Origin of the sequence: Bradyrhizobium canariense, from assembly GCF_019402665.1 — a bacterium.
GTDB classification, from domain to species: domain Bacteria; phylum Pseudomonadota; class Alphaproteobacteria; order Rhizobiales; family Xanthobacteraceae; genus Bradyrhizobium; species Bradyrhizobium canariense.
In genome coordinates this window covers 87,551-111,240 of record NZ_VSST01000060.1, presented here as the reverse complement: position 1 = coordinate 111,240, position 23,690 = coordinate 87,551, and the positions used below count along the sequence as shown (strand labels likewise).

Annotated in this window: 25 protein-coding genes; 15 read left to right on the top strand and 10 right to left on the bottom strand. The window is 64.7% G+C overall.

Features of this window, described 5'->3' with window-relative positions:
- Positions 1-61 precede the first annotated feature (61 nt).
- Positions 62-1,015 (top strand): AEC family transporter, encoded by a 954-nt coding sequence (locus FXB41_RS30055; protein ID WP_219684366.1) that lies wholly within the window; start codon positions 62-64, stop codon positions 1,013-1,015.
- A gap of 7 nt (positions 1,016-1,022) precedes the next feature.
- Here the strand turns inward: FXB41_RS30055 and FXB41_RS30050 are convergent, their stop codons facing one another.
- Positions 1,023-2,207 carry a UbiH/UbiF family hydroxylase gene (locus tag FXB41_RS30050; protein WP_219684365.1) on the bottom strand — a complete coding sequence of 395 codons (1,185 nt, stop codon included), beginning with the start codon at positions 2,205-2,207 and terminating at the stop codon, positions 1,023-1,025.
- An 87-nt stretch (positions 2,208-2,294) separates the two neighbouring features.
- On the opposite strand from FXB41_RS30050, the gene pcsA reads away from it, so the two are divergent.
- From pcsA to FXB41_RS30035, 3 genes are all read left to right on the top strand, one after another.
- A complete protein-coding gene (pcsA, locus tag FXB41_RS30045) occupies positions 2,295-3,062 on the top strand; it encodes a phosphatidylcholine synthase (RefSeq protein ID WP_219684364.1) in 768 nt (255 codons plus the stop codon).
- Positions 3,059-3,793 carry a TerC family protein gene (locus FXB41_RS30040; protein WP_219684363.1) on the top strand — a complete coding sequence of 245 codons (735 nt, stop codon included), beginning with the start codon at positions 3,059-3,061 and terminating at the stop codon, positions 3,791-3,793. Before pcsA ends, FXB41_RS30040 begins: the two co-directional genes overlap by 4 nt.
- 75 nt (positions 3,794-3,868) lie before the next feature.
- Complete coding sequence (locus tag FXB41_RS30035) at positions 3,869-4,843, top strand: quinone oxidoreductase family protein (protein ID WP_007590887.1); 975 nt, start codon at positions 3,869-3,871, stop codon at positions 4,841-4,843.
- Positions 4,844-4,940: 97 nt separating this feature from the next.
- Here FXB41_RS30035 and FXB41_RS30030 read toward each other — a convergent pair whose 3' ends face one another.
- Positions 4,941-6,137, bottom strand: a complete 1,197-nt coding sequence (locus FXB41_RS30030) for an acetylornithine transaminase (RefSeq protein ID WP_219684362.1) — start codon at positions 6,135-6,137, stop codon at positions 4,941-4,943.
- A gap of 403 nt (positions 6,138-6,540) precedes the next feature.
- Between FXB41_RS30030 and FXB41_RS30025 the strand changes: the two genes are divergently transcribed.
- The 3 genes from FXB41_RS30025 (at position 6,541) to FXB41_RS30015 (ending at position 8,421) form a co-directional block, all read left to right on the top strand.
- Positions 6,541-7,488: a hypothetical protein gene (locus FXB41_RS30025; protein WP_219684361.1), complete on the top strand. Its 948-nt coding sequence runs from the start codon at positions 6,541-6,543 to the stop codon at positions 7,486-7,488.
- 125 nt (positions 7,489-7,613) lie between these two features.
- A complete protein-coding gene (locus FXB41_RS30020) occupies positions 7,614-8,045 on the top strand; it encodes a MerR family transcriptional regulator (protein ID WP_219684360.1) in 432 nt (143 codons plus the stop codon).
- Complete coding sequence (locus tag FXB41_RS30015) at positions 7,978-8,421, top strand: carboxymuconolactone decarboxylase family protein (RefSeq protein ID WP_219684359.1); 444 nt, start codon at positions 7,978-7,980, stop codon at positions 8,419-8,421. Before FXB41_RS30020 ends, FXB41_RS30015 begins: the two co-directional genes overlap by 68 nt.
- Positions 8,422-8,498: 77 nt before the next feature.
- Here the strand turns inward: FXB41_RS30015 and rimO are convergent, their stop codons facing one another.
- Positions 8,499-9,824: a 30S ribosomal protein S12 methylthiotransferase RimO gene (gene rimO / locus FXB41_RS30010; protein ID WP_219684358.1), complete on the bottom strand. Its 1,326-nt coding sequence runs from the start codon at positions 9,822-9,824 to the stop codon at positions 8,499-8,501.
- 111 nt (positions 9,825-9,935) lie between these two features.
- On the opposite strand from rimO, the gene FXB41_RS30005 reads away from it, so the two are divergent.
- The 5 genes from FXB41_RS30005 (at position 9,936) to FXB41_RS29985 (ending at position 15,756) form a co-directional block, all read left to right on the top strand.
- Complete coding sequence (locus tag FXB41_RS30005; RefSeq protein ID WP_007610503.1) at positions 9,936-10,526, top strand: ANTAR domain-containing response regulator; 591 nt, start codon at positions 9,936-9,938, stop codon at positions 10,524-10,526.
- The gene (locus tag FXB41_RS30000) at positions 10,523-11,686 is read left to right on the top strand and encodes a CmpA/NrtA family ABC transporter substrate-binding protein (RefSeq protein ID WP_219684357.1); all 1,164 of its coding nucleotides are present in this window, start codon (positions 10,523-10,525) and stop codon (positions 11,684-11,686) included. The genes FXB41_RS30005 and FXB41_RS30000 overlap by 4 nt, the downstream gene beginning before the upstream one ends.
- Positions 11,687-12,017: 331 nt before the next feature.
- Positions 12,018-13,799, top strand: coding sequence for a NirA family protein (locus FXB41_RS29995; RefSeq protein ID WP_219684356.1), 1,782 nt, complete (start codon positions 12,018-12,020; stop codon positions 13,797-13,799).
- Positions 13,796-15,403, top strand: coding sequence for a sulfite reductase subunit alpha (locus FXB41_RS29990; protein ID WP_219684355.1), 1,608 nt, complete (start codon positions 13,796-13,798; stop codon positions 15,401-15,403). The genes FXB41_RS29995 and FXB41_RS29990 overlap by 4 nt, the downstream gene beginning before the upstream one ends.
- Positions 15,404-15,603: 200 nt before the next feature.
- Positions 15,604-15,756, top strand: coding sequence for a hypothetical protein (locus FXB41_RS29985; protein WP_007590908.1), 153 nt, complete (start codon positions 15,604-15,606; stop codon positions 15,754-15,756).
- Between the two features lie 103 nt (positions 15,757-15,859).
- On the opposite strand, the gene FXB41_RS29980 is transcribed toward FXB41_RS29985, so the two are convergent.
- From FXB41_RS29980 to pxpB, 3 genes are read right to left on the bottom strand one after another with little or no spacing between them, the layout of a single operon-like run.
- On the bottom strand, positions 15,860-16,630 hold the full coding sequence (locus FXB41_RS29980) for a LamB/YcsF family protein (RefSeq protein ID WP_219684353.1): 771 nt from the start codon (positions 16,628-16,630) through the stop codon (positions 15,860-15,862).
- 32 nt (positions 16,631-16,662) lie between these two features.
- Positions 16,663-17,700, bottom strand: a complete 1,038-nt coding sequence (locus FXB41_RS29975; protein WP_219684352.1) for a 5-oxoprolinase subunit C family protein — start codon at positions 17,698-17,700, stop codon at positions 16,663-16,665.
- The gene (gene pxpB, locus FXB41_RS29970; RefSeq protein ID WP_219684350.1) at positions 17,697-18,428 is read right to left on the bottom strand and encodes a 5-oxoprolinase subunit PxpB; all 732 of its coding nucleotides are present in this window, start codon (positions 18,426-18,428) and stop codon (positions 17,697-17,699) included. The genes FXB41_RS29975 and pxpB overlap by 4 nt, the downstream gene beginning before the upstream one ends.
- A 248-nt stretch (positions 18,429-18,676) precedes the next feature.
- Here pxpB and FXB41_RS29965 point away from each other — a divergent pair, with 248 nt between their 5' ends.
- Together FXB41_RS29965 and FXB41_RS29960 are read left to right on the top strand one after the other, a co-directional pair.
- Positions 18,677-19,375: a ribonuclease activity regulator RraA gene (locus FXB41_RS29965; RefSeq protein WP_007590912.1), complete on the top strand. Its 699-nt coding sequence runs from the start codon at positions 18,677-18,679 to the stop codon at positions 19,373-19,375.
- Between the two features lie 25 nt (positions 19,376-19,400).
- The gene (locus FXB41_RS29960) at positions 19,401-19,805 is read left to right on the top strand and encodes a (R)-mandelonitrile lyase (protein WP_007590914.1); all 405 of its coding nucleotides are present in this window, start codon (positions 19,401-19,403) and stop codon (positions 19,803-19,805) included.
- A 137-nt stretch (positions 19,806-19,942) separates the two neighbouring features.
- On the opposite strand, the gene FXB41_RS29955 is transcribed toward FXB41_RS29960, so the two are convergent.
- The 3 genes from FXB41_RS29955 to FXB41_RS29945 form a co-directional block, all read right to left on the bottom strand.
- On the bottom strand, positions 19,943-20,293 hold the full coding sequence (locus tag FXB41_RS29955; protein WP_007590916.1) for a hypothetical protein: 351 nt from the start codon (positions 20,291-20,293) through the stop codon (positions 19,943-19,945).
- 180 nt (positions 20,294-20,473) lie between these two features.
- On the bottom strand, positions 20,474-21,370 hold the full coding sequence (locus FXB41_RS29950; RefSeq protein ID WP_219684348.1) for a DUF2147 domain-containing protein: 897 nt from the start codon (positions 21,368-21,370) through the stop codon (positions 20,474-20,476).
- Between the two features lie 172 nt (positions 21,371-21,542).
- Positions 21,543-22,325: a transporter substrate-binding domain-containing protein gene (locus FXB41_RS29945; protein ID WP_219684347.1), complete on the bottom strand. Its 783-nt coding sequence runs from the start codon at positions 22,323-22,325 to the stop codon at positions 21,543-21,545.
- A 138-nt stretch (positions 22,326-22,463) separates the two neighbouring features.
- Here FXB41_RS29945 and FXB41_RS29940 point away from each other — a divergent pair, with 138 nt between their 5' ends.
- On the top strand, positions 22,464-22,961 hold the full coding sequence (locus FXB41_RS29940) for a DUF1993 domain-containing protein (RefSeq protein WP_007590920.1): 498 nt from the start codon (positions 22,464-22,466) through the stop codon (positions 22,959-22,961).
- Between the two features lie 33 nt (positions 22,962-22,994).
- Here the strand turns inward: FXB41_RS29940 and FXB41_RS29935 are convergent, their stop codons facing one another.
- On the bottom strand, positions 22,995-23,510 hold the full coding sequence (locus tag FXB41_RS29935; protein WP_007590921.1) for a hypothetical protein: 516 nt from the start codon (positions 23,508-23,510) through the stop codon (positions 22,995-22,997).
- Positions 23,511-23,690: the final 180 nt, after the last annotated feature.

The following is a 23,690-nucleotide window of genomic DNA, read 5'->3' as shown; positions in this document are numbered from 1 at the left end:
CTGGAATTAACCCGCGGTTGCGGGGCAGATAACCCCCCAATCTTCAGAAAACACTTCATCAATGGTCGATATCCTCAATCTGGCTCTACCTTATTTCGGCTTAATCTTCGTTGGATTCGCCTGTGGCAAGGTCAAATCGCTTCCGGAATCGGGCCTCGCCTGGATGAACTTCTTCCTGCTCTATGTGTCGCTGCCGGCACTGCTGTTTGCGATCATGTCGAAGACGCCGTTCTCGGAATTGAACAACCCGCCATTCCTGGTCGCGACCACGCTGTCGACCGTTGCTTCGTTCACACTCGCGCTGGTCGTCGGCAAGGTTCTCGGCGGGCTGACGCTGCGCGAGGCGACGCTCGCCGGGCTCTCCGGCGGCTATGGCAATATCGGCTACATGGGACCGGGCCTGGCGCTCGCCGTGCTCGGGCCGAAGGCCTCGGCGCCGACTGCGCTGATCTTCTGCTGCGACAGCATCTTTCTGTTCACGATCGTGCCGCTGCTGATTGAGCTCTCCGACCGCGATCATCCCTCGATCGTGCATGCCTTCGGCGTCGTGCTGAAGCAGATCGTGCTCAACCCGTTGATCATGTCAGCCTGTTTTGGCGCGGCCTTCGCATCGCTGCATATCGAGATGCCGGTCGCGCTCGATCGCACCATCACCTTCCTCCAGAACGCAGCCGCCCCGACCGCGCTGTTCGTGCTCGGCGTGACCGTGGCGCTCCGTCCGTTCGATCGGGTCCCGTGGGAAGTGCCGGGCGTGATCGCGATCAAGCTCCTGATCCACCCGCTCGCAGCTTTCGGCCTGATGCTGGCGTTCGGCCCGTTCGCGCAGCCCTGGGCCGCGACCGCCGTGCTGATGGCCTCGCTGCCGCCGGCGTTGAACGTGTTCGTCATCGCCCGGCAGAACGACGCCTGGATCGAATCCGCCTCCGTCGCAGTGCTCCTTGGGACCTTTGCGTCCGTTGTCACGCTGACCAGCGTGATGTGGGCGATCCAGACCGGGCGGCTGGCGTTTCCTTGAGCGGCGGTTACTTCCGCCAAGTCGGCGTCAGCCCCTCGCGCATGGCGAAGCGGCGCAGCGGGCCGATCGCGCCAAGCAGGTGCATGCCGACCGCGCGGACAGGCTGGAGCGGCAGGAAATCGTTGAGCAGCGAGCGGTTGGCGATGTCGATCGCAAAGGTCCGGCTCAGGATGTCCGGGCGCCGGGCCCGGTCGTAACGCTTGAGCACGTCGGGCGCGCCGGGATCCTGGCCCGATGCGATGGCCTCGCCTGCGAGCCTCGCAATGTCGGCGGCATCGCGAAGGCCGAGATTGAGGCCCTGGGCGCCGATCGGGGGAACCACATGGGCGGCTTCGCCGACCAGCGCGATGCGGTCGCGACCAAAGGATTTTGGACGTTCGATCGCCAGCGGGAACAGATGGCGGCCCGGCTCGACCGTCATGCGTCCGAGGATCGAATGCGACTGCTTCTCGATCGCGGTGGACAATTCCTCGTCGCTCAGGCCGCGAAGTCGCTCTGCGTCCGCAGGCGCCGAGACCCAGACGATGCTGGAGCGATCGCCGGGCAGAGGCACGAACACGCAAGGGCCATGCGGGGTGTGGAACTCGGTCGAGACGTTGCGATGGGGCCGCGCGTGGCCGACATTGAAGGTCAGCGCCGTCTGGGTCAGCTCGCGCCGCGTCACCGCGATGCCGGAGGCTTGGCGGCACAGCGAATGCCGGCCGTCGGCGCCGACCACGAGGCGGGCCGAGAGAAATTGCGCAGCCGCGGTGCGGATCGCGACGTCATCGGCTTCGATGACGACAGTTTCGGCCTCGTCGTCGAAACGGACGACATCGGGCAGTTCGGCCGCGCGCGCCTCCAGCGCCAGCATCAGCGAGCGGTTGTCGATATTGTAACCGAAGGCATCGAGGCCGATTTCGTGGCAGGAGAACCGGACCTCGGGGCTGCGAAACAGCCGGCCGGTGTCGTCGACGAGCCGCATGATTTCAAGCGCGGCCGCCTTGTCCTTGCAGCGCGGCCAGACGTCGAGGCTCTCCAGCAGATCGACGGAGGCACCGAGTAGCGCCGTGGTGCGATTGTCGGCATAGGGCACGCGACGCGCCACCAGTGCGGTCCGTGCGCCTGCCTGCGCCAATGCGATGGCTGCGCCAAGTCCCGCCGGTCCGCCGCCGATCACGGCCGCGTCAAAAAGTGTCGATGCATCTGTCATGGAACGACATTTGACACGCCCCGCGGCAAATTCAAGCCCACTGATATTTCCCTGATTTTATGACGAATTGTGCGACCGGGCGACGCAATGGCTTATGTGCAAACCGGTGTCATTCTGATAGCAGAAGCCATGGAAAGCCAAGAGGATTCCCTGAAGCCCAGGCCCGCGATCCGCGCCGCTGCCTTCTCGGTGCACATCTTCACCGCGTTCGGTGCGGCGATCGCGCTGCTGGCGATGCTTGAGGCCGTGCGCGAGCACTGGGCGGCGATGTTTCAATGGCTGGGCGTCGCCCTCATCATCGACGCGATCGATGGGCCGATCGCGCGGCGGCTCAACGTCAAGGACGTGCAGCCGAACTGGTCGGGCGACGTGCTCGATCTCGTGGTCGATTTCGTCACCTACGTCTTCGTGCCGGCCTATGCGATCGTGGCCAGCGGCTTGCTGCTGCCGGTCGCAGCACCCTTGCTCGGCGTCGCCATCATCGTCACCAGCGCATTATATTTCGCCGATCTGCGCATGAAGGCGGAGGACAATCATTTCCGCGGTTTTCCGGCGCTGTGGAATGCGGCGGCGTTCTATCTGTTCCTGCTGCACTGGTCGCCGCTGCTCTCGACGCTGCTGGTCGCGGCCCTGGTGGTGCTGACCTTCGTGCCGTTCCACGTGCTGCATCCCGTGCGCGTCGTGCGGCTGCGTTGGCTGACGATGTCGCTGATCGCGATCTGGGCTCTGCTCTCCTTCTACACGCTGCAGATGGACTTTCGCGTCGGCACCGGCGTGACTGTCGCGCTCTGCGCGATCGCGCTCTGGATCAGCTTTAGCGACGCATTGATACGGCTGACAAGATCCTTCGCATGATGCACCTGTTGACCAGCCCCGAAGCCTGGGCCGCGCTCCTCACCCTGACCGCGCTCGAGATCGTACTCGGCATCGACAACGTCATCTTCCTGTCGGTGATCGTCTCGCGCATTCCCGAGAAGCAGGCGCACCGCGCCCGCCAGATCGGGCTGGCGCTGGCGCTGATCTTCCGCATCATCCTGCTCAGCCTCCTGGTCTGGCTGATCGGCCTGACCGCGCCGGTGTTTTCGTTTTCGGGTTACGGCTTCTCCTGGCGCGACCTCATCCTGATCGGCGGCGGCCTGTTCCTGATCGCGAAGGCGACGCACGAGATTCATGGCGAGGTCGAAGCCGATGACGGCGAGGGCGACGAAAAGTCCCCTCGTAACGCTTTCTTCTGGGTCATCGTCCAGATCGTGATCATCGACATGGTGTTCTCGCTGGACTCGATCATCACCGCGATCGGCATGGCGCAGGACCTCGAGATCATGATCGCGGCCGTCGTGATAGCCTGCCTGATCATGTACATTTCGTCGGGGCCGGTGTCGCGATTCGTCGCGGAGCACCCGACCACGAAAATGCTGGCGCTGGCCTTCCTGGTGCTGATCGGCGTCGCGCTGGTTGCGGACGGATTCCAATTCCACATCCCGCGCGGCTACATCTATTTCGCGATTGCGTTCTCGGCGGCGGTCGAGTTCTTCAACGTGCTGGCGAAACGCAACCGCAGGAAAACGGCCAAGCCGTCGGTCTAGGCATTCCAGCCGGCGTCGAGTTGACAAGGCGAGCGCGATGTCTTTCGCTGGCCCGCCAGAAGAGGAGGTCAGGTGATGACCAAAGCCGTCCGTGTGCACAAGGTCGGAGGCCCCGAAGCCCTGGTCTATGAGAGCGTCGATGTTCCGGCGCCGGGCCCCGGCGAGGTGCGCATCCGCCAGCATGCCGTCGGCCTGAACTTCATCGACGTCTATTACCGCACCGGCCTCTACAAGGCGCCGGGGCTGCCCTTCATCGCCGGCAACGAGGCCTCGGGCGAGGTTCTCGCAGTCGGGCCGGGCGTGACGAATTTCCATCCGGGCGACCGCGTCGCCTACTACCACAATCTCGGCGCCTATACCGGGGAGCGCAACATCCCCTGGGAGCGGCTGGTCAAGCTGCCCGACCACATCACCCACGAGCAGGGCGCCGTGCTGATGCTGAAGGGGTTGACGGTCTGGTATCTCCTGCACAAGACCTTCAAGGTCGAGCCCCATCATCGCGTGCTGATCCATGCCGCGGCGGGCGGCATCGGCCTGCTCGCCTGCCAATGGGCGAGGGCAATGGGCGCCCACGTCATCGGCACCGTCGGCTCGCGCGAGAAGGCTGCGCTTGCCGAGGCCAATGGCTGCGACCATGTCATCCTCTACAACGAGGAAGACTTCGTCGCGCGCGTCAAACAGATCAGCCGCAACGAGGGCTGCGACGTGGTTTATGACGGTGTCGGCAAGGCGACGTTCCCGGGCTCGCTGTCCTGCCTGAAGCCGCGCGGGATGTTCGTCTCCTTCGGCAATGCCTCAGGCCCGGTGCCGCCATTCTCGATCGCCGAGCTCAACACTCACGGCTCGCTGTTTGCGACCCGGCCCAAGCTCAACGACTATATCGGCACGCGCAAGGAATTGCTGGAAGGCGCCGACACGCTGTTCGCCGCCGTCATCAACGGCAAGCTGCACGTGCCGATCAACCATGCCTACGCGCTCAAGGACGCCGCCAAGGCGCATATCGATCTCGAAAGCCGCAAGACCACCGGCGCGTCGATCTTGAAGCCGTAGCTCGCCGTCATTGCGAGCGAAGCGAAGCAATCCAGAATCTTTCCATTGAGGCAGTCTGGATTGCTTCGTCGCTTCGCTCCTCGCAACGACGAACGCGTCACGCCACGCGCCGTGCCGCGCCTGCCCTGGTCAAAATCCCGTCCAGACAATCGATCATCTCGGCGATCTCGGCCCGCGTGACGTTCAGCGCCGGCATGAAGCGCAACGTGTCGACCTGCGGCGCGTTCAGCAGCACGCCGGCCTCGAACGCCTGCGCGACGATGCCGGGCGCGATCGGCAGCTTGAGGTCGAGCGCGAGCAGGAGGCCGCGGCCACGCACTTCGCCGAGCCCATGCCGCGCCGAGACCTTCTGCAATTCGCTTTCGAGCAGCAGCCCGGTTTCGGTCGCCGTCTTCAGGAACTCCGGCTTGTTGACCTCGTCGAGCACCGCGAGCCCCACCGCGCACATGATCGGGTTGCCGTTGAACGTGCCACCCTGGTCGCCGTGCTCGAAGCAGGCGGCGCGGTCGGTCGCGAGCAGCGCCGCGAGCGGCACGCCGCCGCCGATGCCCTTGCCGAGCGTCATGATGTCGGGGGCGATGCCGGTGTGCTCGTAGTGGAAGAGCTTGCCGGTCCGGCCCATGCCGGTCTGGATCTCGTCGAAGATCAGGAGGAGGCCGTGCGCGTCGGTGAGGGCGCGCAACTCCTGCAAGAACTGATCGGTCGCCGGCCACACGCCTGATTCACCCTGGATAGGCTCGAGCATCACAGCGACGGTGTTGTCGTTGATCAGCTTTTCGACCGACGCGATGTCGTTGAGCTTCGCCTTCTTGAAGCCGGCGACCTTCGGCTCGAACAGCGGCTCAAAGGCCTTCTTGCCCGAGGCCGACATCGTCGCCAGCGTGCGGCCGTGAAAGCTGCCTTCGAAGCTGATGATCTCGAATGCGCCACCTCTGTGGATGCCGCCATATTTGCGCGCGAGCTTGATCGCGCCCTCGTTGGCTTCCGCGCCGGAATTGGCGAAGAACACCTGGTCGAACGCGCTGTTTGCGACCAGTGCCTGCGCGAGCTTCAGGCTGGGCTCGTTGTAGAAGGCCGGGCTCGGCGTCAGCAGCCGCTTGGCCTGCGCGGCAAGCGCGTCGGCGATCGCGGGCGGGGAGTGGCCGAGGCAGTTGACGGCCCAGCCCTGCACGAAATCGAGATAGCGCTTGCGGTTGTCGTCCCAGAGGTAGGAGCCGGCGCCACGGACGAACACGGCCTTGGGCCGAGCGGTGATGTCCATCAACGCGTCATACGGATGGGTGGCGTTGGTCATGTCGAACTCCTCTGGAGGCGGGGGAAAAGGGCGCGCGAACAGCAAAAAGGCCGCACCTTGCGGGTGCGGCCTTCTCGAAAACTTACGCTGAATTCAGTGCTTCAGCGGCGTCGTCGGACATGGCGCACCCTCTCATCGTCGCGGGAGCGACGGCGGAGCATTTCGGTGCGCTGATGGGTCCGAGCGTTGATCATGGTGCGCGGCAATACATGCGAAAGGTGGGGCTTGTCAAGCGGGCGCTTTACAAACCACACGCGCAGCGTGCATGGGGCAGGTGAGAGATGCGCGCCTGGAAACCATTATGTCTCTAGCGCGTTTGTGATCACAGGACGCGAATTGGCTCGAACCGAACGCATGACGGTTCGGACCAAGAGGGGCGGGACCAACCAGATAGTTTTAAACCTTGTCCGACACGCCTTATCCGATCGACCTCGACAGCATTCGCGGCGCGTTTCCGCCGGGCATCGAGGCGCCGTCGCTGTTGCTGGACTTCGCCGGCTGGTTGGAGGGGCGCCCCTGGGGCAGCGTCGGCTGCTTCTCCTTGCAAGGCCAATTCTCCGATCACGCTCCGATTGTCGACGGCAGTCCCTTGCGCGACAGGTTTTCGCTGTTCATGCGGTTGCCGGATGGCTCGGCTGTTGGCGGCTGGTATGGCGCGGGTCTCGACCGTGACAATCCGCCGATCGTGGGGCTTGGGTCCGAGGGCGATTACGAGCTGCTGGCACCGAGCCTCGATGGCCTGCTCGCAAAACTGACGTCGCAACAATTCGACAAGGCCTGGAGCGATCTGAAGCCGCACGACGAAGTCGAATGCCAGACGGTCGAGCTTGCGCAATGGCTCACCGGACGGCTGAGCGGGGAGATGGCGGCGCCCGATGACGATCCGTCGGAGCTGCCCGACTTTCGCGGTTTCATGGAAAAATGGAGCCGGGATCGCGAAGACTACTGGGCCAATCATCGCTTGATGGCCGAACTCGGCTGGCGCCTCGCCGCGCATCTACCGAAGGGCAAGAAGCCCTGGGATAGGACGAGCTTCGAGATCGCGATCGTCGGCAGGCAATACCAGGCGCGTGTCCTGACGGGCGGACCGCAACCGTTCGAGGAAGCCGCCTCGATCGAGTCCCTGCTGCGCGATCTGCGCGAGGAGATGCGCCGCGCCCAGCCCGAACTCGGGCTGTGGTACGCGATGAAATTCGGCCTCTATGCCGACGGCCGCGTCATGCCCAACTTCGAATACGATGTGCGCCCGACCATCGACGGCGAGCCTGCGAAGCTGTCGGAGGCGCAAGCCGATCTTGCCCGCGCGCCGCGGCCGGAGCGCTGGGTGCCGAAATGGCTGGCGGAATCTTGAAGCCCGGATTGCCGCGACGCTGCCGCCCCGCCGGCGCGCCGAAATCTTTGCACCTTCGATCCCCCTTGACTTAGAGCGCGCTCGAAGGGGTATCTGTAGGCGCGTCAGTACGAGAACGGGCACACATGAAGATCGGCGACCTCGCAAAACGAACCGGCCTGTCGACGCACACGCTGCGCTACTACGAGCGCATCGGGCTGCTGCCATACGCCGACCGGGATCGCTCCGGCCAGCGTGACTTTGACGCATCGATCCTCACATGGATCGAATTCCTCGGTCGGCTCAAGACCACGGGAATGCCGATCCGGGACATGTTGCGTTACGCGGCGCTTCGTGACGAAGGCGACGCTACCGGCTCAAGCCGGCGGCAGATCCTGGAAGTCCACCGCGAACAGGTGCGCACGCAGATTGCCGAACTCCAGGAATGCCTGCTCGTCCTTGATACCAAGATCGCCGGCTATGCCAGCGACGAACAGAGGACGAAGGAAAATGACGCACGCCCAAACGCAAGACGAAAGCCGCTTCGATCGCGGACAGCGGGCCCTGTTACGCATTGACGGCAGAGCTGGTGAAGCGGTCGTCGCCTCACTCGCCGACATTGCTCCGGATTTCGCACGATACGTGATCGAGTTTCCGTTCGGCGACATTTACGGCCGCCCGGGCCTCGGCCTGCGCGATCGCGAGATCGCGACGATCGCCGCGCTGACGGCCCTCGGAAATGCCGCGCCTCAGCTCAAGGTGCATCTCGAGGCGGGTCTGAACGTCGGGCTGTCTCGCGACGAGATCGTGGAGGTCATCATGCAGATGGCCGTCTATGCGGGCTTCCCGGCGGCGCTGAACGGGCTGTTCGCAGCCAAGGAAGTGTTCGCCGCACGTGACGAACAGCAGGCGTCGGGAGAAGCGAACGGCGGGCGTGATGTTGCCGTAGCTTAGCGACGGCTCGCTCCCTCTCCCGCTTGCGGGAGAGGGAGCGGAGAGTTCGTCGCTGCACTGACCGCGACAGCGGAAGATCAGAATCCCGCGACGCTGCCGTGCAGGTCGTATTGGTCGGCGCGTTCGATCTTGGCGGTGACGATCTCGCCGACGCGCAAGGGGCGGCGGCTCGACAGGTAGACGGCGCCGTCGATCTCCGGCGCATCGGCCTTGGAGCGGCCCTTTGAGACGGTCGGGCCGACCTCGTCGATGATGATCTGCTGGCGGGTGCCCACCTTGCGCTTCAGCCTGCGCGCGGAGATTTTCTGCTGGCGCGCCATCAGCGCGTTGTAGCGCTCCTGCTTGATCTCTTCCGGCACGGGGTTCTCGATCGCGTTCGCGGTCGCGCCGGCGACCGGCTCGTACTTGAAGCAGCCGAGCCGATCGATCTCGGCTTCGTCCAGCCAGTCGAGCAGATAGGCAAAGTCCGCGTCGGTTTCGCCGGGGAAGCCGACGATGAAGGTCGAGCGCAGAGCGAGATCGGGACATTGCTCGTGCCAGCGCTTGATGCGCGCCAGCGTCTTGTCCTGCGCCGCCGGGCGCTTCATCGCCTTCAGCACCTCGGGGCTTGCGTGCTGGAACGGGATGTCGAGATAGGGCAGCACCTTGCCCTCGTTCATCAGCGCGATGACCTCGTCGACATGCGGGTAGGGGTAGACATATTGCAAGCGGACCCAGGCCCCTAATTCGCCGAGCTCGCGCGCGAGGTCGATAAATTTGGCGCGGACCTGGCGATCCTTCCACGGGCTCTCGGCGTATTTCAGATCGACGCCGTAGGCCGAGGTGTCCTGCGAGATCACCAGCAGCTCCTTGACGCCGGCGTCGACCAGGCGCTCGGCCTCGCGCAGCACGTCGTTGGCCGGACGCGAGACCAGGTCGCCGCGCAGCTTCGGAATGATGCAGAAGGTGCAGCGGTTGTTGCAGCCCTCGGAGATCTTCAAATAGGCGTAGTGCCGCGGCGTCAGCTTGATGCCCTGCGGCGGCACCAGATCGAGATGCGGATTGTGGGCGGGCGGCAGCGCGCGATGCACGGCGTCCAGCACGCTCTCATATTGCTGCGGGCCGGTGATGGAGAGCACGCCGGGATAGGCCTGCTCGATCTGCTCGGGTTCCGCGCCCATGCAGCCCGTCACGATCACCTTGCCGTTCTCGGCCATGGCCTCGCCGATCGCCGAGAGCGATTCCTGCTTGGCGCTGTCGAGGAAGCCGCAGGTGTTGACGATGACGATGTCGGCCCCGTCATGCTTGCGGGCGAGCTCATAGCCCTCGGCGCGCAGGCGCGTGATGATGCGCTCGGAATCCACCAAAGCCTTGGGGCACCCGAGCGACACGAAGCTGACCTTCGGCGCAGCCGTCTGATCCATATCCAAATCTGCCTGATTGACAGGGTTGAGCTAGTCCCAATTGCCCATAATTACAACCCTTTGCATGGCCGGCGGGCATGCTATGGATGAATCACTGGTGGTGAGTGAGCAATGAGCGCCGAACAGTCGCCCAAAATCGTGATCGTCGACGAAAGCCCGATCCGGGCTGCGATCCTCGAGGAAGGGTTGCGGGAGGCCGGATTCACGCAGATCGTTCATATCAGCGAGATGCAAAGCCTGCTCGCCCGTATTTATGCGGTCGACCCCGACATCATCCTGATCGACCTGGAAAACCCCAGCCGCGACGTGCTGGAAGCGATGTTCCAGGTCAGCCGCGCCGTGAAGCGGCCGATCGCGATGTTCGTCGACCAGAGCGATTCATCCTCGATCCAGGCCTCGGTCGAGGCGGGGGTCTCCGCCTACATCGTCGACGGGCTGAGGAAGGAGCGCATCAAGCCGATCCTCGACCTCTGCGTGTCGCGCTTCAATGCCTTCGCGAAACTCCAGGAGGAGCTGGAGCGTACCAAGTCGCAGCTCGAGGATCGCAAGGTCATCGAGAAGGCCAAGGGCATCCTGATGAAGGTGAAGGGCCTGACCGAGGACGAGGCCTATGTGCTGCTGCGCTCCACCGCGATGCGCGAGAAGAAGAAAATCGGCGAGATCGCCCAGTCGATCATCACCGCGTCGGAGATGCTGAAATGACCACTCCCCTCCGCATCGGGTTCATTCCGCTGGTCGATGCCGCAGCGCTGATCGTTGCCGTCGACAAGGGATTTGCCGCGGCCGAAGGGCTCGAGGTCGAACTGGTCCGCGAGGTCTCCTGGTCCAACGTCCGCGACAAGCTCAATATCGGCTTGTTCGACGCCGCGCACCTGCTCGCGCCCGTCGCGATCGCGTCCTCGCTCGGTCTCGGGCATGTCAAGGTGCCGATCGCGGCGCCCTTCAATCTCGGCATCAACGGCAACGCGATCACGGTCTCGCCGGCGCTTCATGCGGCACTGATGGAGGAGATCGACGGCGACCGCTTCGATCCGCTCGCCACGGCAAAAGCGTTGGCGCGTGTGGTCGCCAAGCGGCGCAAAGCGGGGGCCGACCCGTTGACCTTCGGCATGACCTTCCCGTTCTCGACCCACAATTACCAATTGCGGTTCTGGATGGCGGCGGCCGGCGTCGATCCCGACGAGGACGTGCGGCTGGTGGTGCTGCCGCCGCCCTATATGGTCGACAGTCTCGCCAATGGGCATGTCGATGCGTTCTGCGTCGGCGCACCTTGGAATTCGATCGCGGTCGATCTCGGGATCGGCCACATCCTGCATTTCGTCTCCGACATCCTGGCCCATGCGGCGGAGAAGGTGCTGGCGCTCCGCCAGGTCTGGGCCGACAAGAATCCGGACGTGGTCGCCAGCCTGGTGCGCGCGGCGGTGAAAGCCGCCGAGTTCATCGAGCATCCGGAAAACCGGACCGAAGCGGCGCAGATCCTGGCGCAGCCCGAGCGGATCGGTGTCGATGCCGAAGTCATTCAGCGCACCCTCACGGGACGCCTCAAGATTTCGCCCGACGGCACCTTTCGCGAGAGCGGCAGCTACCTTCTGGTGGGACGCGAAGAAGCAGGGCGTCCCGATCCGGTCCAGGCCGCCTGGCTCTATGCCCAGATGGTGCGCTGGGGGCAAACGACGCTGACGCCCGATGGGGTCAAGACGGCTATGGCCGTCTTCAGGCCCGACCTCTACGACGGCGCCCTCGGCCGCCGGCCGCCCGCTCAAGCCCCCGCGGCATTCGGCGCATTCGCCGGCCCCGCCTTCGATCCCGCCAATATTCGGGGGCATCTCGAAGCCTTCGCGGTAGGCCGCTGGAAGGTGTGATTCGGGCCTGCACCGTTTTTGAGCGCCGGAGATCCGAGTCTAAATTTTAGGCCGACTGCTCGAATTTCGTAAGAGCTCCAGAGCCCTGAGTTCCCTTTTGCGCTCTTAATTGCTTGATACGACACACATTTTCATTTCGTCGAAGCTGGCACGCAACTTGAATGTTGCAGTGCGGCCAGCCTGTCACAGATGCCTGCTGCGCCAGTCCCCAGCAACGAAGCTGATCGGACCGTTGGGTGCACAGCCGGCTCTCGAGCCAGCCGAGCTCCTCGCGGGTCGTGCACTTTCCGTCGATACCACCCAGGTGGCCGCAGGAGCTTCGTTACTGACCATGAAACTCGACACCGTCTCAGTCGACTTTACCGACGACCAGAAACGCTATCTCGAAGGCTTCACGACCGGTCTGCAGATCAGTCGCGTCGGTCGCGGTCTCGGCGGCGGCGCCGGCAAGGCGAACGCCGAGCCGACCGGTCCCGATGCCGTGCACATCAAGGCGCAGGACAAGGTCATCGCCGCGGGCAAGAAGCTCGCCGACCAGGAGAAGGTCAAGCGCGACGAGCATCCCTTCGATGCGTATCCGCGTCTCCGCCAGCAGGCGCTCGACAATACGCCGCCGAGCCCGGCGGACAATTTCCGCTGGCGCTATTACGGCATCTTCTACGTCGCGCCGACGCAGGACTCCTACATGTGCCGTCTGCGCATTCCGAACGGCATCATGAAGCATTGGCAGCTGACCGGCCTTGCCGATCTCGCCGATGAAACGTGCGGTCCCTACAGCCACGTCACGACGCGCGCCAACCTGCAGCTTCGCGAGATCCCGCCGAAGAACGCCGTGAAGCTGATCGAGGGCATTCAGGACCTCGGCCTGTGCTCGCGCGGCTCCGGCGCCGACAACATCCGCAACGTGACGGGAACGCCGACGGCGGGCATCGATCCGCAGGAGCTGATCGACACACGGCCTTATGCGCGCGAGTGGCACTACCACATCCTGAACGATCGCTCGTTGTATGGCTTGCCGCGCAAGTTCAACGTCGCCTTCGACGGTGCCGGCAGGATCGCCGTGCTCGAGGAGACCAACGACATCGCTTTCACGGCGGTCGAGGTGAAGGACGGCTTCGGCGTCGAGCCCGGGACCTGGTTCCGCCTCGGCCTCGGCGGCATCACCGGCCACAAGGACTTTGCCAAATATTCCGGCATCGTCGTGAAGCCTGAAAACGCGACCGCCGTTGCCGACGCCATCGTGCGCGTCTTCATCGAGCATGGCGACCGCACCAACCGCAACAAGGCGCGGTTGAAATACGTGCTCGACGCCATGGGCCATGACGGTTTCCTCAAGCTCGTCGAAGAGCGGCTGAAGACGCCATTCACGCGCGTGCCGGAAGAGGCGTTTGCGCCGCGACCGGCCGCGGACCGCATGGCGCATATCGGCGTGCACAAGCAGAAGCAGAACGGCTTGAACTGGATCGGCGTGTCGCTGACGCTCGGCAAGATCAGCTGCGATCAGATGCGGGGCCTCGCCAAGGTGGCGCGGGACCTCGGCGACGGCGAGATCCGTCTGACCGTCTGGCAAAACCTGCTGATATCAGGGGTGCGCGACGAGAATGTCGAACTCGCCATCGCGGCGATCAAGCAGATCGGGCTTGCGGTCGAGGCCTCGCATATCCGCGCCGGCCTGATCGCCTGCACCGGCAACGCCGGTTGCCGCTTTGCCGCCTCCAACACCAAACGCCACGCTGCCGAGATCGGCGACTGGTGCGAGCCGCGCGTCGAGATGGACAAGCCGGTCAACATCCACGTCACCGGCTGCCACCATTCCTGTGCCCAGCACTACATCAGCGACATCGGCCTGATCGGGGCGCGCGTGCCGGTGAACGACGAGGACACTGTCGAGGGCTATCATCTCTTCACCGGCGGCGGGTTCGGTCCTGACGCCGACGTCGGGCAGGAGGTCTACCACGACCTCAAGGCCGAAGACGCGCCGAAGACGGTCGAAGGGTTGCTCAAGGCCTATATCGCCCATCGCTCGTCTCCCGACGAGACGTTCCTGTCCTTTGCGCGCCGCCACGACGGCGAGACGCTGCGCAAGCTTGCCGATGCCGAGGTGTCTTCATGAACCAGATCAGCCCTCCACCCAAACTCGACATCATTCCCACGAGTGCCCCGTTCTCCGACGCGCAACGCTCCTGGCTGAACGGCTTCTTTGCCGGGCTGCTGTCGCCTGACGCGGCCACGCCGCTGTCGGCGGAGCAGGGCGCCGCCGTCATGCAGGCTGGTGATGGTGACGACGGTGAAGCGCCTTGGCACGACCAGACCATGCCGATCGCCGATCGGATGAAGCTCGCCGAAGGCCGTCCCGTGCGGCGCAAGATGATGGCGGCGATGGCGCAGCAGGATTGCGGGCAGTGCGGCTACAATTGCCACGACTATTCGGAGGCGATCGCGAGCCGCAGTGAAGCGCGGCTCAACCTTTGTGTCCCCGGCGGCAAGGAAACCGCGCGGATGCTGAAGTCACTACATGAAGAGCTGGACAAGGCGCCGGCGGCCAAGCCGGCTGACAAGCAAGACGCTGTGGCGGCCCCCGCCGTGACCGTGACGATCGCCGAGCCCGGCCGCTCGCGCGACAACCCTGTTGCGGCGACCTTCCTGTCGCGCCGTCTTCTCAACAAGGGAAAGTCGGAGAAAGAAACCTATCACGTCGAGTTCGATCTCTCCGAGAGCAAGCTCGACTATGTCGTCGGTGACAGTTTTGGCGTGTTCGCGCGCAACGAGCTCGGCCTCGTCGACCAGGTCATCGCGTTGCTCGGCGCCTCCCACACCACTGAGGTCAACGGCAAGACGCTGCGCGAGGTGCTGATCGACGACGTCTCGCTGTCGCCGGCGCCCGACACGCTGTTCGAACTGATCTCCTTCATCACTGGCGGCGCGCAGCGCGAGAGGGCGCGGGCACTGGCGCAGGGCGAGGATCCCGATGGGGATGCCGCCACACTCGACGTCATGGCGGCGCTGCAGAAGTTCTCGGGCACGCGGCCGCATCCCGAAGCCTTCGTGGAGGCGCTGGAACCGCTGCAGCCGCGGCTCTATTCGATCTCGTCGTCGCACAATGCGACGCCTGGAAAGCTGTCGCTAACGGTCGATTCCGTGCGCTACGTGATCGGCAAGCGCAAGCGTATCGGCGTCGCCTCGACTTTCCTCGGCGAGCGCATCGCGGAGGGCGAGAAGCTCAAGGTCTATGTGCAGAAGGCGCATAATTTCGGCCTGCCGCAGGATCCGAAGACGCCGATCATCATGATCGGCCCCGGCACCGGCATTGCACCGTTCCGCGCCTTTCTGTTCGACCGCAAGGCGACCGGTGCGCCCGGCAAGAACTGGCTGTTCTTCGGCCATCAGCGCAGCGATTGCGACTTCTTCTACCAGGAGGAGCTCAACGCGATGAAGACCTCGGGCCTGCTCACGCGCATGTCGCTGGCGTGGTCGCGCGACGGCGAGAAGAAGTTCTACGTGCAGGACCGCATGCGCGAGGTCGGCCGCGAGCTGTGGACGTGGCTTGCCGAGGGGGCGCATCTCTACATCTGCGGCGATGCCAAGCGCATGGCCAAGGACGTCGAGCGCGCGCTGGTCGATATCGTCGCCCAGTTCGGGGCGCGTTCGACCGACGAAGCCGTCAGTTTTGTCGCCGAGCTCAAGAAGACGGGCCGGTTCCAGGCTGACGTCTACTAGCTGTCATCTCACCGTCATCCGAGTCAGTTCCAACTGGCTCGGATTTGAACGAATAAGATTCTCGGAACCTGCACGCAGGGAGAATTTGCTCCTGCGCTGCGGGGTCTTCAGAGAACCTGCATCGCTATTTCCGCGGGACTCTTGCCCGCCACCCCGGTTGATCCCTCATAATCCCGCAAATGGGGCGTTGGAGATCGACCATGCGCGAGCTATCGGCGGAAGCCAGGCTGCACTTCTACGCGCGCTCGCTCTCGCGGCGGACCGGGGCGAGTGTGCATCATGCCGCGATGTACAGCGCCTTCGCGGTCATCGCCGCCATCGTGTTCGGCACGCTCTCGGTGCACCCGTTCTGATGACCCGCGTAGGGTGGGTTAGCCGAAGGCGTAACCTACCAACTTCGTTCCGCATGCGCTGAGCCAGGGTGGGTTACGCTTCGCTAACCCACCCGGACCAACCTCACGCCCCGCGCCTGAACGGCGCGACCTCGATCCCTGCGTCCTTCAAAGCCTGCCGCAGACCGCGCGCGATCTCGACCGCGCCGGGCGTATCGCCGTGGATGCACACCGTGTCGGTTCGCATCTTGATGACCTTGCCCGTGACCGAAACCACCGCACCGTCCTGCACCATGCGCACCACGCGGTCGGCGATCGCCTTGGCGTCATGCAGCACCGCGCCCTCCTTCTTGCGCGAGACGAGATTGCCGTCGTCCTCATAGGCGCGGTCGGCGAACACCTCATGCACCATCGGCAGATTGGCGGCTTCGCCGGCCTTCACCAGCTTCGAATTGGCGAGCACGACAAAGATCAAGCCGGGATCGACCGCCTTGATGCCGGCCGCGATCGCCTTCGCGGTCATATCGTCCTCGCAGGCGACGTTGGAGAGTGCGCCATGCGCCTTCACATGCGTGACCTTGTGGCCGGCTGCGGTCGCGATCGCCTGCAGCGCGCCGATCTGGTAGGCGACGAGGTTCTCGATCTCGGAGGCCTTCAGGCCCGCGATCGGATGGCGGCCGAAGCCATGCAGGTCGCGATATCCAGGATGCGCGCCGACCGAGACGCCGCGCGCCTTCGCCAGCTCGACCGTCCGGCGCATGATATCGGGATCGCCGGCGTGGAAGCCGCAGGCGACGTTGACTGAGCTCGCCAGTTCGATCATCGCGGCATCGTTGCCCATCTCCCACGCGCCAAAACCTTCGCCGAGATCGCAATTGAGATCGATCGTCTTCATGGGCTGCTCTCCATCTCTGGTCGTCTTGTCGTTTACGGCTCGGCTGCGACCTGCCAGGTCCCGGCGTCGACGGCACTGACAGCATAGCCCGCGACGTTGGCATCGCTGAGCGCTTCGATGTTGAGCGCGACGGTGTCGGCGGAGCGCAGGCGATCGGACAGGTTGCGGATCAGTTGCGAGAATTTCCTTGCCTCGTCCTGCGCCTCGGCCATGCTGACGGCCTTGAAGCGGAACGCCGTTCCTGCGGAGGTCTGCGCGAGACGGCCGACATCGGCCGTGATCACGGTCGCGATCTTTGGGTAGCCGCCGGAGGTGCCGCGATCCATCATCAGCGCGATCGGCGCGCCGTTGCCGGGCACCTGGATGCTGCCGTTGACCGTGCCGTCGGAGACGATGTTGTGGCCGTGCAGATGCTTGATCGCGGGACCTTCCAGCCGGTAGCCCATGCGATCTGACGTCGCCGAGATCTTCCACTCGCTGTCGAGGAACAGCGCCTTGTTGGCGTCGTCGAATTCGTCGTCCTGCGGTCCGAGCAGTACGCGAATCGGACCGCTCGATGGCTTCGGCAATTCGATACGCAGTTCCGGTGCACCGCTTGCGGCATCGACGGTGAATTCGTCGCCGGCCTGCAACGGGCGCGGGTAGGGGCTGCCGAGACCGGCACGGGCGTTGACCGCGAGACTGCCGAACACCGGCTCGCCCTTGATCCCGCCTTCGATCGCCAGATAAGTGAACGCACCGCCGCGAGCAAAACCCAGCGTCAGCGTCTCGCCGTCCTTCAGCGTCACCGATGTGTCCATGGCGACTGGACTGCCGGCGACGTCCGCATTGCGCGGCGCGCCTGAGATCGCGACGCGCACGGCACCGTCGCGCGCGGTGAACGAGGCGCCGAACGGGCCGACCTCGACAGCGGCTGCAAACGGTTCGTTGCCGACAAGCGTGTTCGCTGCCGCGAGCGAGAGGCGGTCCATCGCTCCGCTGACCGTCAGGCCATAGCGTTGCGCGCCATGGCGTCCGCCGTCCTGGACCGAGCTTGCGGGCCCGATGCTGGCGATCACGAGCCGGCTCATGCGATCACCTGCTCGGCAATGATCTCGCCGGCCTCGGCGGCGCGGTCCTGTTCCTCGAACGTCTTGTGGTCGATGGCGAAAAACGTCACGCGATCGCCGGGTTCGGTGAGGAAGGTCGGATTGCGGTGGAGCTGATAGGTCCGCACCGGCGTGCGGCCGAGCAGGTGCCAGCCGCTCGGGGCTGCCAGGCACTGGATTCCGGCCTGGATGCCGCCGATCGAGATGGTGCCGGCAGGCGTCAGCAGCCGCGGATTCTGCCGTCGCGACATCTGCAGGGATTTGTCGAGGCCGCTGAGATAGGACCAGCCCGGCGTGAAGCCGATCATGGCGACCTTATAGTCGCCGGCGACGTGGCGCGCGACGATGTCGTCGGGTGTGGTGTTCAGCGTCTTCGCGACGTCCTCGAGGTCGATGCCGTGCTCGCCGCCATAGGCGACGGGAATGCGCCAGCGGCGCGCCCTGGTGGCCGGCGGCAGCGGCTGGCTGGCGAGCGCGAGCAGCTTTTCGCCAAGTGCGTCGAAGCCGATCCTGCCGGGATCGTAATGCACCAGCAGCGAGCGATAGGTCGGCACGGACTCCGTGATGCCATCGATCGGGCTTGCTGCGAGCGCCTTGTCGAGCGCCAGCACGCGCTGGTTCGCGTCGTCGTCGATGGTACGGCTGAACTCGACCGTGACGGCGCTGTCGCCACTGGACAGAAGGCGGGGCGGGGGAAGCGTCGCGGACATGGGCTGTCGAAATCGGGCTTCTGGAGATACGCGGGCTCGGCCTTGAGCTCCGCTTGTTCCTGCTTCGCGTAAATGCGCCCGCAAGTCCAATAAATTAATGCAGGGGGAGGCGATAAAGCCTTGTTATCGCGACGCATAACTGCGCTGCGGCCCTGCATGATTGGTAGCTTGTTGGCCCTTGACGCAAGGCCCGCACCCCGCAAGATGCGCGCGTTCTTTCCCGCCCATCCCGGAGCTCGTCTGTTTCCATGTCGCTGTCCCCCGAAGCCCGCAAGACCCTCGCCGGCATCACCACTGCTACCATCACCACGGTCCTGCTGAAGAAGGGCCTGCGCAACATCTGGATGCGCGGCGCGCGTCCGCTGCGCCCGGGTCTGCCGCGCCTGGTGGGACCGGCCTTCACGCTGCGCTTCGTGCCGGCGCGCGAGGATCTGGCGACGCCGGAATCCTGGTCGTCGCCGATCTCGACCCGCACCGCGATCGAGGCGATGCCGGAGGGCTGCATCGCCGTGGTCGATGCCATGGGCATCACCGACGCCGGCATCTTCGGCGACATCCTGTGCGCGCGCATGATGAAGCGCGGCGTCACCGCACTCGTCACCGACGGTGTCGTGCGTGACGTCGAGGGCGTGCTCGGCACTAATCTGCCGGTCTGGTGCGACGGCTATGCCGCGCCGCCGTCGGTTGCCGGCCTGACCTTCGTCGGCTGGGGCGAGCCGATCGGCTGCGGCGGCGTTGCGGTGTTCCCGAACGACATCGTGGTCGCCGACCAGGACGGCTGCGTGCTGATCCCGCAGGCGATGCTCGAACACGTGCTCAATGAGGGCGTCGAGCAGGAGCGGATGGAAGCCTGGATCGTCAACGAGGTGAACAATGGCGCGGTGCTCCCGGGCCTCTATCCCATGAACGCCGAGACCAAGGCGCGCTACGCCGCAAGCAAGAAGTAATCGGTAAGGAAACGAGGTAAATCCAATGGACATCACTGTAGCAGGCACGCGGCCGACACGCCGTGCGCCCGGGGAACACTTCACCGGCACCGTGTGGCAGGACCCCGTGATCATGGCGCCCGCCCCGGCGCGGCTGAACTGCTCGCGCGTCTCGTTCGAACCGGGCGCGCGCACCAACTGGCACCACCATCCGCTCGGGCAGACGCTCTATGTGATTTCGGGAGTCGGCCGGGTCCAGTCCAAGGGCGGGCCGATCAGGGAGATCCGTCCCGGCGACACCGTCTGGATTCCACCGGGCGAGCTGCACTGGCACGGCGGGTCGCCGACGAACGGCATGACCCACATCGCCATGCAGGAAGCGCTCGACGGCGTGTTCTCGACCTGGTTGGAGCCGGTGACCGACGCGGAGTATGGGGCGGCCGTCGGCTAGCCTCCCGGACAAGACGCATCGCTACAAGGCGATGCGGCGTCGATCCGGGACCCAGAGATTTGGGACCCACGAAGAACGTTGGGTCCCGGCTCTGCGGAGCAGCGTTGCACGCTGCACCGCGTCCGGGACACAGCACCCTACATCCGCTCCGCCGTCCACGTGCCCGTGCACATGCTGCCGCGCCAGGTGCCGGAGCCCGAAGTGCCGCTGAGCCGGCCGAAGCCGACGGCGCGCTTGATGCCGGTGCTCAAGGTAACGTTGATGCTGCCGGCATCTGCGACGCGGCCTGACGCCGTCACCATTGCGCTGCTCGAGGCGATCTGACCGTTGTTGATGCCGATGGCGACGGTCGAGCCGTTACCGCAGGTCTCGCTCGACGACGAGATGCGGACATTCCATGCGCCGTCGAAAGTGCTGGCGCTGGCCTGCGCGGCCGGCAACGCGATGACGATGATTGTGGCGAAGAGAGCCTTGCGAAATCCGTTCATGACACGCCCCTAGGGTTGATCATGCGGGATCGTGTCACGGACGCGGAACCGGCGATGTGAGGGTTGTCACGCGCGCGACGGGCTCTGTGATGTCGCGCACGTCGCAATCGATTTGACGACAAAAGCAAAAGGGACCCGCGCTGCGGGCCCCCTTGCGTCGGTCAGAGTGTCGCCCCGAAGTCAGTTCACCCGCGTCCAGGTCTGGCCGCCGCAGAACATGCCGCCGAAGGCGCAGCCCTGCACGCGCAGGCGATCGGTGCCCTTCAGCGCGATGGTTGAATCGTAGGTCGAGCCGGAGTTCGGATCGAGGATGCGGCCGGACCATTTTGGGTCCTTGTTCTGGTCCTTGCCGGGCTTCATGTTGATCAGAACCTGCTCGCCATTCTGGTTCGATTTCGAATCGACCGAATAGCCGCACAGATTGCTGCCGCATTGCTCGATCCGGACCTTGCCTTCCTTCTCCTCGGTGAGCCAGACGCCGAGCGGTGAATTGAGATCGCGCGTGGGTGCGGTTGCAGGAGCCGGCGGCGCGACGGCAGCCGACTGAGCAGGCGCAGGCGGCGGAACGGGAGGCGGAGACGGCGCCGGAGGCGCGGCTGCGACGGTCGGGGCGGGCGGTGGAGGCGGTGCGGGCGGTACTGCGGCCACCGTCGGGGCAGCACTTGGGGCCGGCTGAGGCGGCGGCACAAGCGCGTCTTCCGCCGGAGCATTGTTTGCCGTGGTGGCGGGAGGTGCCGGCGGGGCAGGAGGCGCGACGGCCACGGGAGCTTGGACGGGAGCTTGGACAGGGGCCTGCTCGGCCGCCGGGGGCGCGGTGACCAGTGCTGGATTGGCCGGCGGCTGCGGGTCAACCTTGGCTTGTTGCGGTGCCTGCGGGTCCGCTTTCGGAGCCCCCTTGGCATCGGTCTTGGCCTTCTTCGCCTTGCCCTGGCCGGTGTTGTCGTAGACGCCGGGGATTTGCACCGTGCCGCGGTCGGGATCGATGCGGATGGTGTGCCCGCCATAGTCGAAGGTGTACTGCGCCTGCGCAGCGGTGCTCGCCAAAAGGAATGCGGCCGTGGCCAACAGCTTCCTCATTTCGCATCTCCTGAAACAGGTGGTCCCCAAACCGACGCTTACGCCCCGGTTTGATCGCAAAAAGTGACCTAGATCACTGTCACGGTATGAGTCGTGCTTTCTCCGTTTCGGGTTCAATAGCACCGGAGCCGGTCCAAAGTTTGGCCGGCACAAGCGACTGGAGGACGCGGCCCTAATCGAACCAGGTGGCGTAGATCTTCTTGTAGCTGCCGTCCTGCATCGAAATGTGCAGCCATTGATCGACGAACGCCTTCAGCGCCATGTCGCGCTGGAGCCAATAGGCCTTCTCGGAGAAATCGAACGGATTTTCGGGATGCACCGCGCAGAGCACGCCTTGATGCTGCTTTTGCTGGTAGCGCGTCTCGGAGGCGTCCGTCATCATCAGGTCGGCATTGCCCTTGGCGATCTCGTCGAAGATCACGGTATTGTCCGGGAAGACTGTGATGTCGGCGTCCTTGATGTTGGCACGCGCGAAGCGCTCGTTGGTGCCGCCGGGATTGACGATGACGCGGGTGCCCTTCTTGTCGATGTCGGTGATGCTCTGGTATTTGCCGACATCGGCACAGCGCGCGATCGGCGTCTTGCCCTCGCGCATGATCGGCGTGGAGAAGAAGCCCTTCTTCTGCCGGTCCAGCGTGACCGAGACGCCGCCCATGGCGATGTCGAACTGATCGGCCTCGAAATCCTTCATCAGCTTCGGCCAGGCCGTCGGCACGAATTCGACCTTGACGCCGAGCGCCTTGCCGAGCGCCTCCGCCATGTCGACATCGAAGCCGTTGAACTGCTGCGTCGTCTTGTCGAGATAGGTGAAGGGCTTGTAGTCGCCGGTCATGCCGACGCGCAAAGTGCCGCGCTTGACGATCTCGTCGAGGCGGGACGGCGCCGCCTGCTGTGCCTGGGCCGAAAGGTTTGCCAGCAGGACCACGGCCAAAGTCGCCAGAATTCGACTGGTCATTCGAACGATCATCTCTTTTCCACCCATGCCCAAGCTGTCATTGTGCAGCTCTCGATGCCTGTCTTGAGGCTTGGATTTAGACCAGATGCCCGTCGCTGGCGAGGCGGAAGTGAAGGGAATTTTGAAGTGACGATCTCGATGTATGACGCCTCGGTCGGACTCTTCGTGCCGTATCTGCGCAACCTGTCCGCACTGCTCGACAAGGGCGTTGCCTATGCCGAAGCGCGGAAGTTCAATCCGGCCGTCCTGCTCGGCATGCGCATGGCACCCGACATGTACGATCTGGCGCAACAGATCGGTGAGGCCTGCCGCCACGCCACGGTCGCCGCGGCCTTGCTGGCCGAGCAGGAGCCGGTGACGCTGCCGGTGCTGGAGCACGACATGGCCGGGCTCCAGGCCCGCATTGCGACGTCAATCGAGTTCATCGAAAGCCTGCCGCGCGCGGAGATCGATGCTGCGGCGGAACGGAACGTCTTCTTCAGGCTGAAGAACGGGACCGAGTTGCCGTTCACCGGGCGGACGCTGCTGCTGACCTTCAGCGTCCCGCAGTTCTTCTTTCACGTCACGACAGCCTACGACCTGTTGCGGCACGCAGGCGTCGAGCTCGTGAAGAAGGATTATCTCGGACGACGATAGGCCGAACCGGCATCCACGTCGCGCGAAAACGCGCTAGGCTTCGCCCTTGCGCTCGTAATCGGCGAGCGAGCTGCGGCCGGCGATTTCGCTGCGCAGCTCTTCGAAGCGCCGATGGGCCTCGTCCTCGTGCGCGTCGACGAAATGCACCGCGGCTTCGCCGGTCATCGGGCCGCTGACCACGGGCACGGACTGCTCGCCGATGGTCTCGTGGACGTAGAACTGGCCGTCATCGCCGCGATGGACCGTCCATTTCAGACGGATGGCCACCATCGGCCCGGGGCCGACCTTGCTGTAGCCGTCGGCATCGGTGTGCTCCGGCACCAGGGGCTGCTCCTCGACCACCGGATGCTCATCGACCGTCAGGTGCTCGTCGACGAACGCGTGCTCGTCCGCGACCCCATGCTCACCGGCAACCACCATTTCGGTCACGGTGACGGTCTCGGTTTCGCGCACGGTCTCGGTCTCGCGCACGACGAGGACGGGTTCAGGGTGCTCCAGGATGCTGGCAATGGTCGCCAACGCGTGGTCGGTCGGGTCGATCTCTGACAAGGGTCCATCCTCCAGCTCGACGCGGCCGGCAAGTCTGTCCCACTGCCGCCGCGGCCGGACCTATTACGCGGGTTTGATTAAGGCTGAGTGAGGGCTCGATCTGCACCAAAATGGGACTCATTCTGGCGTTCCGAAGGCGGGCGGACTGATCGTCCGCCCAGAAGAACCGCCCGGAAGACC